At 60.7% G+C, this 13010-nt stretch carries 7 protein-coding genes and 2 rRNA genes; 1 reads left to right on the top strand and 8 read right to left on the bottom strand.

Annotated elements, in window-relative coordinates; all coding sequences use genetic code 11:
• Positions 1-23: 23 nt before the first annotated feature.
• The 5 genes from DXC67_RS05600 to DXC67_RS05620 form a co-directional block, all read right to left on the bottom strand.
• Positions 24-2997, bottom strand: a 23S ribosomal RNA gene (locus tag DXC67_RS05600).
• 402 nt (positions 2998-3399) lie between these two features.
• Positions 3400-4905 (bottom strand): 16S ribosomal RNA (locus DXC67_RS05605).
• Together the 16S and 23S rRNA genes form the textbook arrangement of a ribosomal RNA operon.
• 402 nt (positions 4906-5307) lie before the next feature.
• Entirely contained in the window at positions 5308-6708 is a 1401-nt protein-coding gene (locus DXC67_RS05610) for a phosphoglucomutase/phosphomannomutase family protein (protein WP_117637665.1), read from the bottom strand.
• Positions 6709-6866: 158 nt separating this feature from the next.
• A complete protein-coding gene (locus DXC67_RS05615) occupies positions 6867-7760 on the bottom strand; it encodes a homocysteine S-methyltransferase family protein (protein WP_117637666.1) in 894 nt (297 codons plus the stop codon).
• Positions 7761-7770: 10 nt separating this feature from the next.
• The gene (locus DXC67_RS05620) at positions 7771-8193 is read right to left on the bottom strand and encodes a metal-dependent transcriptional regulator (RefSeq protein ID WP_040359600.1); all 423 of its coding nucleotides are present in this window, start codon (positions 8191-8193) and stop codon (positions 7771-7773) included.
• 120 nt (positions 8194-8313) lie between these two features.
• Here DXC67_RS05620 and pepT point away from each other — a divergent pair, with 120 nt between their 5' ends.
• Positions 8314-9561, top strand: a complete 1248-nt coding sequence (pepT, locus tag DXC67_RS05625) for a peptidase T (protein WP_117637698.1) — start codon at positions 8314-8316, stop codon at positions 9559-9561.
• Positions 9562-9997: 436 nt separating this feature from the next.
• Here the strand turns inward: pepT and DXC67_RS05630 are convergent, their stop codons facing one another.
• The 3 genes from DXC67_RS05630 to atpC form a co-directional block, all read right to left on the bottom strand.
• On the bottom strand, positions 9998-11233 hold the full coding sequence (locus DXC67_RS05630; RefSeq protein WP_117637667.1) for an LCP family protein: 1236 nt from the start codon (positions 11231-11233) through the stop codon (positions 9998-10000).
• Between the two features lie 12 nt (positions 11234-11245).
• On the bottom strand, positions 11246-12529 hold the full coding sequence (gene murA, locus DXC67_RS05635; RefSeq protein ID WP_117637668.1) for a UDP-N-acetylglucosamine 1-carboxyvinyltransferase: 1284 nt from the start codon (positions 12527-12529) through the stop codon (positions 11246-11248).
• Between the two features lie 88 nt (positions 12530-12617).
• A complete protein-coding gene (atpC, locus tag DXC67_RS05640) occupies positions 12618-13010 on the bottom strand; it encodes an ATP synthase F1 subunit epsilon (RefSeq protein WP_006235718.1) in 393 nt (130 codons plus the stop codon).

Raw genomic sequence — 13010 nt, forward strand, 5'->3', positions numbered from 1 at the left:
GTCCCGCGGGCCGCGAGGTGCGGTTCCGGAAGAGCTCGGGCGATTAGTGCGGCTCGGCTGAGGCTGTCGCCAGCCTTGCACCTGCCGTCTATCGACCAGGTAGTCTACCTGGGCCCTTACCGGAAGGAGAACTAATCCCTGGAACGGCTTCCCGCTTAGATGCCTTCAGCGGTTATCCGCGCCGCACGCGGCTACCCGGCCGTGCCGTTGGTCGACAACCGGTTCACCGGAGGTGCGTCCACCCCGGTCCTCTCGTACTGGGGGCAGCCTCCATCGATTCTCCTGCGCCCACGGAGGATAGGGACCGAACTGTCTCACGACGTTCTGAACCCAGCTCGCGTACCGCTTTAAACGGCGAACAGCCGTACCCTTGGGACCTGCTCCAGCCCCAGGATGCGATGAGCCGACATCGAGGTGCCAAACCTTGCCGTCGATGTGGACTCTTGGGCAAGATCAGCCTGTTATCCCCGGAGTACCTTTTATCCGTTGAGCGACGGCCCACCCACTCGGGGCCGCCGGATCACTAGAGCCTGCTTTCGCACCTGCTCGGCTTGTGGGCCTCGCAGTCAAGCCCGCTTGTACTCTTGCATTCAAAAGGACGGTTGCCGACCGTCCCGAGCGGACCTTCGCGCGCCTCCGTTACCCTTTAGGAGGCGACCGCCCCAGTCAAACTGCCCGCCTGGCACGGTCCCCGAGCCGGTCGACGGCCTCGGGTTAGGACGCCGGTCGCGCGAGGGCAGTATTCCAAGGGCGGCTCCCCGGGGGCTGGCGCCTCCGGATCTGTGCCTCCTGCCTATCCTCTACACGCGGGACCAGCGGCCAATGCCAAGCTGCAGTGAAGGTTCACGGGGTCTTTCCGTCCTTCCGCGGGTAAGTCGCATCTTCACGACCAGTGCAATTTCACCGGGTCCATGGTCGAGACAGCGCCCAAGTCGTTGCGCCTTTCGTGCAGGTCGGAACTTACCCGACAAGGAATTTCGCTACCTTAGGACCGTTATAGTTACGGCCGCCGTTTACCGGGGCTTGGCTTCGGGGCTTCGCGCGATGCGCTAACTCCTCCGCGTGACCTTCCGGCACCGGGCAGGCGTCAGACCCTATACGTCGCCTTGCGGCTTCTGCAGAGTCCTGTGTTTTTGGTAAACAGTCGCTTGGGCCTCTCCACTGCGGCCCGCCTCCGCTCCCGGAGCAAGTCCGTTCACGTACGCGCGGGCACCCCTTCTCCCGAAGTTACGGGGCCATTGTGCCGAGTTCCTTGACCATGGTTGACCCGATCGCCTCGGTATGTTCTACCCACCCACCTGTGTCGGTTTGCGGTACGGGCGCGCACGCGCCTGCCTAGGGGTTTTTCTAGGGACCTCGGGCTCACTCGCTTCGCTTAAGTGCTTCGTCCGGAGCCTCGCCCTCGTGCGGACCGGATTTCCCTGGTCCGCGGGCCGCGCTCCATCACGGGGACGTCCAGAACCCCGCCGAGCCACCCCCATCCGTCGCCCCGTCGGTCGTAGCGCCGCGTGCGCGGTGCAGGAATGTCTGCCTGCTGCGCGTCGGCTACGCCTTCCGGCCTCGCCTTAGCCCCCGACTGACCCTGGGAGGATTAGCCTTGCCCAGGAAACCTCGGGTTCACGGCGGACGAGTTACTCTCTCGTCTCTCGCTACTCATGCCAGCATTCTCACTCCCATGCGCTCCACCGCCGGTCGCCCGGCGGCTTCCCCGCCCATGGGAAGCTCCCCTACCGATTCTGAAAATCAAAATCCCGCCGCTTCGGTGTCCAGCTTAGCCCCGTGTATTGTCGGCGCATGTCCACTCGACCAGTGAGCTGTTACGCACTCTTTGAATGCATGGCTGCTTCTAAGCCAACATCCTGGTTGTCTGGGCGGACGCACATCCTTTGCCACTCGGCTGGAACTTGGGGACCTTAGCGGGCGGTCCGGGCTGTTTCCCTCTCGAGCACACAGCTTAGCCCACATGCTCTGACTGCCGCGCTCTGGGCCGCCGGCATTCGGAGTTCGGTTGGATTCGGTAGGCGGCGAAGCCCCCTCGTCCATCCGGTGCTCTACCTCCGGCGGTGAACGCGCGACGCTAGCCCTAAAGCTATTTCGGGGAGAACGAGATATCTCCGGGTTTGATTGGCCTTTCACCCCTATCCGCAGGTCATCGCCGCCGTTTTCAACCGACGTGCGTTCGGCCCTCCACGGGGTCTTACCCCCGCTTCAGCCTGCCCACGGATAGCTCACCCGGCTTCGCGTCCGCGGCGCGGGACTCAAGTCGCCCTGTTAAGGCTCGCTTTCGCTCCGGCTCCCTTTCGGTTAACCTCGCCCCGCGCCAGCGACTCGCTGGCTCATTCTACAAAAGGCACGCCGTCACACCATATAGGTGCTCCGACTGCTCGTGGGCGCACGGTTTCAGGTACTGTTTCACTCCCCTCCCGGGGTGCTTTTCACCTTTCCCTCACGGTACTGGTGCGCTATCGGTCACAGGGTAGTACTCAGGCTTGGATGGTGGTCCACCCAGGTTCGGACCGGGTTTCACGTGCCCGGCCCTACTCAGGGACCGCGTCGCGCCGTCCGGTCTGGGTTCGCGTACGGGGCTGTCACCCGCTGCGGCCGGCCCTCCCATGCCGTTCCGCTCCCCAGCCGGACCTGCGCCCGGGGGCGGCAGCCCCCGGATGCGCGGCCCTGCAACCCCGTCGGCGGAACCCCTGCCGGGTATGCCCGCTCGACGGTTTGGCCATCGGTCCCCTTTCGCTCGCCGCTACTCGGGGAGTCTCGAGATTGATTTCCTCTCCTCCGGGTACTTAGATGTTTCAGTTCCCCGGGTTGTCCTCCCCCCGCCTATGCGTTCAGCGGGGGGATATGCACACTGCTGTGCATGGGTTCGCCCATTCGGAGACCCCCGGGTCGAAGGATGTGTGCTCCTCGCCGGGGATTATCGCAGCTTGCCGCGTCCTTCATCGGCTCCCTGTGCCAAGGCATCCGCCGTGCGCCCGTGGTATCTTGCGGGACCGCTCTCGGGCCCGCGGGATATCCACGTGTCGCTAATTAAGTTAAATTAATCGATATCATGAATAGCGCTCGTATGTCGCAATTCGGGTATCTCATACCGCGGCACAGTAGTTGACTGTGCTCGCGATCAGATGCTCCTCACTCATATATAAGTGAATTCTTCTTGTTTGGATCGGATGAATGATTGCTATCATTCTGTCTGATAAATCGCAGAAAAGAATCGAGTCTGGAAGAATGATCTTCCATCTCTCTCCTATCGCTATGCGGCTCTCAAGGTACGCGGGTGCGACCCCGGGGACCGGGTGCTGCGGGGAATCATCCTGGCGGACATCAACCGGACGGGCTCCTGCCCTCTATTCGAGTTAAAGTGTTTTCTCTCTAGAAGATTTATCTCCCTAGAAAGGAGGTGATCCAGCCGCACCTTCCGGTACGGCTACCTTGTTACGACTTCACCCCCCTCACCCTCCACACCTTCGGCGCCTCCCCCCTTGCGGTTGGGCCGGCGACTTCGGGTGCAGACGACTCGGGTGGTGTGACGGGCGGTGTGTACAAGGCCCGGGAACGCATTCACCGCGGCATGCTGATCCGCGATTACTAGCAACTCCGACTTCATGGGGGCGGGTTGCAGCCCCCAATCCGAACTGGGGCCGGCTTTCCGGGATCCGCTCCCCCTCGCGGGGTGGCATCCCTCTGTACCGGCCATTGTAGCACGTGTGCAGCCCAGGGCATAAGGGGCATGATGACTTGACGTCGTCCCCGCCCTCCTCCGCCTTGACGGCGGCGGTCCCGCGTGGGTTCCCGGCATCACCCGATGGCAACACGCGGCGGGGGTTGCGCTCGTTGCGGGACTTAACCCAACATCTCACGACACGAGCTGACGACAGCCATGCACCACCTGTATGGGCTCCTCTCGGCCACGGGGTCTCCCCCGCTTCACCCATATGTCAAGCCCTGGTAAGGTTCTTCGCGTTGCTTCGAATTAAGCCACATGCTCCGCTGCTTGTGCGGGCCCCCGTCAATTCCTTTGAGTTTTAGCCTTGCGGCCGTACTCCCCAGGCGGGACGCTTAATGCGTTGGCTGCGGCACGGGGGGATCGTCCCCCCACACCTAGCGTCCATCGTTTACGGCTGGGACTACCAGGGTATCTAATCCTGTTCGCTCCCCCAGCTTTCGCGCCTCAGCGTCGGTCTCGGCCCAGAGGGCCGCCTTCGCCACCGGTGTTCCACCCGATATCTGCGCATTCCACCGCTACACCGGGTGTTCCACCCTCCCCTACCGGACCCAAGCCGCGGAGGTTCCGGGGGCTTCGGGGGGTTGAGCCCCCCGCTTCGACCCCCGGCCTGCCGGGCCGCCTACGCGCGCTTTACGCCCAATGAATCCGGATAACGCTCGCCCCCTACGTATTACCGCGGCTGCTGGCACGTAGTTAGCCGGGGCTTCTTCTGCAGGTACAGTCTTGACTCTTCCCTGCTGAAAGCGGTTTACGACCCGAAGGCCTCCGTCCCGCACGCGGCGTCGCTGCGTCAGGGTTCCCCCCATTGCGCAAGATTCCCCACTGCTGCCTCCCGTAGGAGTCTGGGCCGTGTCTCAGTCCCAATCTGGCCGGTCGGTCTCTCAACCCGGCTACCCGTTGTCGGCACGGTGGGCCGTCACCCCGCCGTCTACCTGATGGGCCGCGGAGCCATCCCCTCCCGTCGGGGCTTTAGCCGGGGTGCCATGCGGCACCCCGGGGTATCCGGTATTACCCGTCCTTTCGGGCGGCTATCCCGGGGGAGGGGGCAGGTTCTCCACGTGTTACTCAGCCGTTCGCCACTCGCTTCCACCCGAAGGTGGGTGCCGTTCGACTTGCATGTGTTAGGCGCGCCGCCAGCGTTCATCCTGAGCCAGGATCGAACTCTCCGTCCAAAATATCTGGGCTTCGAGCCCGTCCGGTCCTCTCAGTCCATCGCTGATCGGTTCCGTTCGATTCATATGGTTCTGTATAGGAAAAGGAATTTCTCGGGGCCGCCTCTCGGCGGCCTTGCGAAAAACAAATCCAAGTTAGACCATTTCAAATGGTTCGATGTCTGCCCGGATGCGACACTGAATGTGTCCATCCTCGCAGTATCCGGTTCTCAAGGTGCACGCCTGGCGGCTGATCCGGTCCGACCGGGCCGCGCGGCAAGGAGATATATTGCCAGACCGGAGGGGCGCCGGGGGCGGGAATCTGGGCGTACACATTTCCTACACATATTAAAACCCTGCTTACGTTTGCCAGCCGTTCTCTACCGCTCACCGAGGGCCTCTTTATAGTGAAGCGTCATATGGCTAAAGCTGATAGGCTCCCTTAGCCAAGGCACAGCCGGCATCGAGCAACTCATCGCGCTCCTCCACCGAGAACCCCTCGGCGTATACGCGAACCACCGGTTCGGTCCCGCTGGGGCGGATCAGCAGCCAGGTGTCATCCTCGAATGCCAAACGTAAACCATCCATATGGCTTACAGCCTGCGGCGCCTTGCCGCAAATCGATTTAGGATTCATGCCAGGAAGCAGCGTTCGCAGCGATTCGGCGTCTTCGGCCTCAAGGCGCAAATCGCGACGCCCATAGCTCGTCTTACCAAATCTGTCCTCGAGTTGGTCGACCAGAACGCCCAAAGGCGCGTCCGTCTTTGCCATAAGCTCACACAGAATCAGACAGGCGAGGATTCCATCGCGCTCGGGCATATGCGCGGCGATGCCGATACCACCGGCTTCTTCGCCGCCCATGAGGACGCCGCCCTTCTTCATCTCCGCCGCTATATATTTGAAACCGACTGGTTTGACGGTCACGCGGCAGCCAAGCGCCTCGGCAATGCGACGCACGAGCGTCGAGCACGAAAGATTGACGACGACGCGCCCCTCCAAATTACGAAATTGAACCAAGTCGCCCAAAACGAGCGCCATGATCTGATGCGGATGTATATATCTGCCGCGCTCGTCAACCGCGCCGATACGGTCGGCGTCGCCGTCGGTCACCAGGCCAGCGCAAGCTCCGTCCTCGATAACCGTGCGCTCGCAAGCGTCCACCCACGGCTCAACGGGGTCGGGGCAGATATCTTCTTGGTCAGGTGCCTGCCCGGCATGAATCTCGTGCACCTCAACACCAAGCTCGCGCAGCAAGTCGGCCAGATAGCCCTGGGCTGCGCCGCCCATGGGATCAACCACCACGCGCAGGTGCGCGGCGCGGATGGCTTCGGCATCGACAAACGATGCCACCGCTTGCATATAGTCAGGAATGATATCCGCGGTGCGATATTGCCCCTCGATCCCCATTGGCTCGGAAGCCATGGTCTCTTCGAGCTCTTCGATGACATCCTGGTTGGCGGTCGAGCCGTCACCCATGCGAATCTTGAGACACAGATAACCCTGCGGATGATGGGACCCCGTCACCATGAGCGCGCCGCACGCCTCACCGTCATAAGCCGCCGCCCACGTAAGGGCAGGGGTCGGAACAGGTCGCGAAGCGAGCACGGCGTCTAGCCCGTGCGCTGCTAGCACACCCGCCGCAAGCTCAGCGAACTCGCGCGCCAGGGGCCGAGTGTCGAACCCTATATATACCGTTTTGCCCGGATTGGTCTTTTGCCACAACTCGCCGACGGCATCGGCGATACGGGCAACGTTATCGGCAGTGAAGTCCTCATCGACGCGAGCGCGCCAACCGTCAGTTCCAAAATGAATTATCGCGCACACGCGCAGACACCTCACAGTGTTTGGATCATGGTACGCATGAGGTATACCCGCGATACACACTCGGCAACCTGCCGGCACCAGCATTCACCATTTGGGCAAATGCTGCCGAGGACATGCAGGCAATAAAAAAACCGCCCCGTATGGAGCGGTTTTGCCCTTTATATATCGAGCGCCTCGGCCATCGCTGCCGTAGTGATTGCCGTGGTTCCACAGCAACTGCCCACCATTGCGGCACCGGCATGTCTCCATTCGATGCATGCGCGCGCGAAAGCTTCGGGGTTCTCGTGCCATACGGGGCCATCCTGAGTCTGGACCGGATCGCCCACGTTGGGACGCACCGTGACGGGAGTAGTCGCCGATGCAACCATCCTAGGCACCGCCGCGTTCGCGGCCGCAAGCGAACAGCAATTAACACCAACCGAGTTTGCGCCGTGTTTTTCGGCGTACAAAACGGCTGCCTCGATGTTGAGGCCATCGCCCAACAGGTCGCCTTTATCGTCAACGACAAAACTCACCAGGACAGGCATGCCGTCGGCGGCATCTCGAGCGCCGGCAAGCATGGGCTGCAAATTACGGATAGACGTCACCGTCTCGACCAGCAGACCGTCAACGCCGGCATTGAGCAAGGCGTGCGCCTGTTCGCGCGCAATGCCTCGGATCTCACGAAACTCGGCAGAGTCCTCGGCAAACCACTCAATACCGATCGGACCCATCGAGCCCAGCAGCAGCTGAGGGTGCGCCTGGCGGGCATCGTCGACGGCCCCGCGATTGACCTCCGCCACGGACGGCGCAATCTGGTCGTGCTTGAGGGCATAGCTTGATGCCTGAAAGGTATTGGTAATGAGCACCTGCGCACCGGCGGCGACATACAAGCGATGGATACGAGAAACGGTCTGCGGCTCCGCCAGATTCCAAAACGCCGGTGGAATATCGGCGGCGTCGTACTCACTCAACAGAACACTGCCCATGGGGCCCTGCGCCAACAAGGTCTCGCTCGACAAGCGGCGCGTAAGTTCCTCGGCACCAAAGCGGTTGTAATAACTCGTATCCATATATATCCCGCTATTCCTCGACGCTGATTCCCTGCTTTTCGAGATAGGCGAGCCAGCGGCTCATCGTGTCCTCGGATAGCGCATGCTCCATCATGCAGGCCTCGGAATCGGCTCGCTCAAATTCGACACCGAGCTCCTGAACCAAAAACGTGCGGATGAGGCGATGACGGTACCAGATAGCCGTGCCAACCTCGCGGCCGCGATCGGTCAGGATTACCTTGCCATAGTGCGATTGCTCGACAAGCTCGGATGCCTTGAGCGCCGAAACCGCTTTATTGACCGATGCCTTGGAGACGCCAAGGCGCTGCGCGATGTCGACCGATCGCACGCCGTTGGTTTCCCCCTCTTCGCTTTCAATGCGAACCATGCACTCCAAGTAGTCTTCGTTCGCCACCGTCAGATGTAGTTCGCGCGAGCTATTTGTCGTATCCATGATCTTCCGTCCCTTCTGCATTCAATGGCTGATTCTACCCCATCCAAGCGTCGCGGTATGCCGTGGCATACCGTGCTAGAGTTCTTGCTGCACACGACGACCAAGATTGGAGCGGTCTTTATGGAAAACACCACCACGAACCCCGATGTCCTCGAGCGCTTTTTGCGCTACGTCCAGATCAACACGCAGTCCGAGGATGCAAACTGCGACCAGGTACCCTCGAGCGCCGTTCAGTTTGACCTTGCCAACGTGCTGGCTGAAGAGCTGCGCGAGCTTGGTGCGGAAGATGCCCACGTGACCGAGCACGCCTATGTCTGCGCGCATATCCCCGCAAGTGTGGGCGCTGAGGACAAGCCCGCCCTGGGCCTGATCGCCCATCTCGACACCACCGAAGTTGCACCGGGCGCCGGCGTGAAGCCGCACATCGTGCACTACGAAGGCGGCGACCTGGTCTGCGGCACGGTTGACGGTAAGCCCGTTGCCATGAGTACCGCCAAGCTTCCCGCCCTGAACGACCTCGCGGGTGAGGACCTGGTCTGCAGCGATGGCACCACGCTGCTGGGCGCGGACGACAAGGCAGGCGTCGCCGAGATCATGTCGCTTGTCGCGCGTATCGCTCAGGACCCTTCTCTGCCCCATCCCGCACTCGGCATTTGCTTTTGCCCTGACGAGGAGATCGGCCACGGAGCCGAGCTGTTGGATATCGATACCTTTGGCTGCAAGTATGCCTACACGGTCGACGGTGGCCCCATCGGCGAGCTGGAGTGGGAGTGCTTTAATGCCGCTGAGGCGACCGTCTGCTTTGAGGGCCAGTCCATCCACCCGGGCGACGCCAAAGGCCGTATGGTTAACGCAGGCAATCTGTTCTGCGACTTCAACGCGTTGCTCCCCTACGTGCAGCGCCCGGAGTATACGGAAGGCTACGAGGGCTTTTATCACCTTGAGGGTGTATCTGCAACCGTCGATCACGCCACAGCACGCTATATCGTCCGCGACCATGACGCAGCCAAGTTCCAGCAGAAACTCGACCTTATTGATGCCGCCGCCTCGATGCTCAACCAGCGCTTGGGTGACAAGCGCGTGACGGTCGAGATTAAGCAGCAGTATCGAAATATGGCCGAGATCGTTCGTGACTATCCCGAGCTTATTGATGTTGCCAAGGAAGCCTACCTTGCCTGCGGCGTTGAGCCCCAAGTGCTGCCGATTCGCGGCGGCACCGACGGCGCGCAGCTGTCGTTCCGCGGTCTGCCCTGCCCCAACCTTTCCACCGGCGGCTATTGCTACCACGGCGTCAACGAGTTCGTCCCGGTCAGTTCGCTCGTCAAGATGACCGACGTGCTCCAGGAGCTCGTCTCCCGCTTTGCATAAGCCTGGCTGCACAAGTCCAAAAGACGAATCGCCCCGTCCTCAACCGAGAACGGGGCGATTTTTTGCTGCAATGAGAACAGGTTGACGCACGCCAGCCTCTTAACGCAAGGAGTGTCCCAAACTGCCGGCACAAAAGGAACGTCCCCAAGTGCCGCAAAATGACGACATCCACTCTCGCTTTGTGGGTAGTCATTGGGGAGGTTCTTGTTTGACTAGTCGTTTAAAAACGTCCCCAATGACTACCCAACGACTAGTCCGGACCAAGGCAACGCCGATGTTTTGGCAACGACAGCGAAAACCCGCCAGAGCGAGCAAGGTGCCTTGAAACGAGGCGGCATTGATCTTTTGATCATGCCGCCGAAGTTGAAAGGCAGATTGCCGCTCTGGCGGGTTTGCAGCGTCAACTGGTTACGCGGGCTGGTAAGCCCGCGTAACCCTAATAATTGGCCTCGTAGCCGTTGCCGTCGCCGGTTGGCTCTTCGTAGTAGTCCGAATCGCTCGAATCGCTTGAGTCATCGGAATCGTCAGAGCTGACCGATGAGGTTGCGGTACCGTTTGCGTAATCGTCAGACGTGTTGTTGTTCAGGTCGCCGATCGTAGAGCTGGAACCGTCGGAAAGACCCATGGTGTTGGGACCCTTGGGATCCTTGCCAGCATCGACGCGCTCCATCATTTCCTTGAGCTCGTCCTCGTAGACAAAGACGTAGCTCACACCGTCGATCATGGTGCTGTCGTCGGCGTACGAGGGCAGGTTGGCCGAGTAGATACCGTCGACATCCATACCGCGCATGGCGTTGACCGTAGCCACGATATCCTGAACGCTCATATCGGTTACGAGCATATCGGACAGCGAATTAACCAGGCCAAAAATCTTCGTGGCATCGAAGTTATTGAGAATCTGGTTGGCAAGGGCGCCAAGCACCTGACGCTGGTGGCGCATGCGCGTGTAATCGCCGTCGGCATAGGCGTAGCGGCAGCGGGCATAGGTAAGGGCGGTGGCACCGTCCATATGCTGCTGGCCAGCGGTAATCTTAATATCCAGGTGCTCGGGGTCGTCAACATCATCGGTTGCGTTAATGTCGATACCGCCAACCGAATCAATCAGTGCCTGCATACCGTCGAAGCTGACCTCGGCATAGTGGGAAATCTGAACACCGCACAGCTCGTTGACCGCCTCGACCATGGCCTCGGCGCCGCCAACGGTATGGCAGGCGTTGATCTTCATGGTCTCGCCCTTGTACTCGACCTTGGTGTCGCGCGGAACGGAAATGAGCGTCGCCTGCTTTTGCGTGGGGTCGATGCGTGCCAGGATAATCGAGTCGGCACGATACGTATCCTCGCCCGGACGGCCGTCGGTGCCAAGAAGCAGCACGTAGAACGGATCCTTTGCCTCATCGGTGTCAACCAGAACCCGACGCAGATTGTCAGTAATGACATTAGAATCGCCGAGCTTGCCCATAATGGTGGCAAACCACAGGCCGGCAGCGGTAGTGGCACTCAGCAGCACGCCAAGCACGACAATGAGCGCGACGTGACGGATCGTGTGGCTACGGCGACGTTGACGAGCGCGCTCGGAATAGCGAGCCACGTTATCGCGACTGTAGATCTTGGCCTGCGCACCAGTTGAGGGTCTTCGGGTGGTGGTATCCGCGAGGGGCTTTTTATTAAACATAGGCAACCTGTATTAGTAGATGACGGGATCGGGGACGGTAGCATGCTCGACATGCGCGCCGAGCGCCTGCAGCTTTTCGACAAACTGCTCGTAGCCGCGCTTGATGTGATGGATAGCCGAAACCTCGGTCGTCCCGTCGGCGATCAAGCCCGCTACGACGAGGGCCGCTCCGCCACGCAGATCGGGCGAGGTAACCTGTGCGCCCGAGAAGCCCTTGACGCCATGAATCATGGCATGATGGCTCTCGATACGAATGTCGGCACCCATGCGCACCAGCTCAGAGGCAAACATAAAGCGATTCTCGAAGATGTTCTCGGTAATAACGGAACTGCCGTCGGAGAGGGCGGAGAGCACCATAATTTGTGCCTGCATGTCGGTCGGGAAGCCGGGGAACGGAAGCGTCTGGATGTCGACCGGCTTGATACGCTCGGCACGGTTCACATGGACGCCATCCTCGACGCGCTCGCAGTCGATACCCATGAGCTCCATCTTCTTGAGCACCATACCCAAGTGAATGGGACAAAAGCCCGTGACATCGACACCGCGATCGTCTGCCATCAACGCACCGGCGACGATAAAGGTACCGGCCTCGATGCGGTCGCCTACTACGCGATGGGTAACAGGATGCAGCTCTTCCACGCCCTCGATGGTCACGACAGGCGTACCGGCGCCAACAATCTTGGCACCCATTTCGTTGAGCATGTTGGCGAGATCGACGATCTCGGGCTCGCGGGCGGCATTGTCGATAACCGTGGTGCCCTGCGCGCGCACGGATGCCATAATGAGGTTCTCGGTCGCACCGACACTGGCAAACTCGAGCGTGACGGTGGTACCGCGCAGGCCCTGAGGCGCGCTGGCGTTGATGTAGCCGTGGGCGGTATCAAACTCGACGCCCAGGGCCTCGAGACCCAGAATATGCATGTCGATCTTGCGGGCACCTAGGTTGCAGCCGCCCGGCATGGCGATCTTGGCGCGATGGAAGCGGCCCAGCAGGGGTCCCATGACGGCGGTGGAAGCGCGCATCTTGGCAACGAGCTCGTAGGGGGCCTCCCATGAATCGACCTGAGAGGTATCAATCTCGAGCGTGTGCTCGTCGAGAACATCGATCGTAGCGCCCATGCCCTTGAGCACCTTGCCCATCACGTGGACATCGGAAATATCGGGCACGTTCTGCAGCGTCGTCTTGCCCGGCGCCAGAAGCGTTGCCGCCATGAGTTTGAGCGCGGAGTTCTTAGCACCCGAGACGGGCACGGAGCCTCCGATGGCGTGGCCACCCTCAACGCGGATAATATCCAAGGTCTACCCTTTCAAAAAGCATGCCCGGGGTGGCCAAGCCATCCCGGGCATGATGTGTTCGCAAATGGTCGAACGCTAAATCGTTTGACTATTGGGCAAGCTTGAGCTTACACCATGCGATTTCATTATAGAGGTAGGCGCGGCGTGCATCATCCTCCGACAAATTACCCAGCTTCTCTTCAAAACCTTGAATATCAGCTTTAAGCTTGTCGGCATCGACGGTCGCCAAATCGCAAGCGCGCTCGGCGAGAACGGTCACGACATCGTCCGCAACCTGGGCATAGCCGCCGGCCACGGCAAACGTGTGGTCGACAGTGCCCATGGCCTTATCGGAAACGCGAACGTAACCGCGGTCGATCGTGCAGATCTCGCTGGAGTGAGCAGGCAGAACGCCAAACTCGCCATCCGTGGACGGAATCGACACAAACGCAGCGTCGCCCTCATAGGCGCAGCTCACGGGGCACACGATGCGGATACGCAT

This window comes from Collinsella sp. TF07-1 (genome assembly GCF_003437235.1).
GTDB lineage: Bacteria > Actinomycetota > Coriobacteriia > Coriobacteriales > Coriobacteriaceae > Collinsella.

Excerpts from the sequence above, each read along its gene's own strand:
- pepT (WP_117637698.1), top strand. The coding sequence starts at position 8,314 with ATGGAAAACACCACCACGAACCCCGATGTCCTCGAGCGCTTTTTGCGC.
- DXC67_RS05630 (WP_117637667.1), bottom strand. The coding sequence starts at position 11,233 with ATGTTTAATAAAAAGCCCCTCGCGGATACCACCACCCGAAGACCCTCA.
- DXC67_RS05615 (WP_117637666.1), bottom strand. The coding sequence starts at position 7,760 with ATGGATACGAGTTATTACAACCGCTTTGGTGCCGAGGAACTTACGCGC.
- atpC (WP_006235718.1), bottom strand. The coding sequence starts at position 13,010 with ATGCGTATCCGCATCGTGTGCCCCGTGAGCTGCGCCTATGAGGGCGAC.
- DXC67_RS05620 (WP_040359600.1), bottom strand. The coding sequence starts at position 8,193 with ATGGATACGACAAATAGCTCGCGCGAACTACATCTGACGGTGGCGAAC.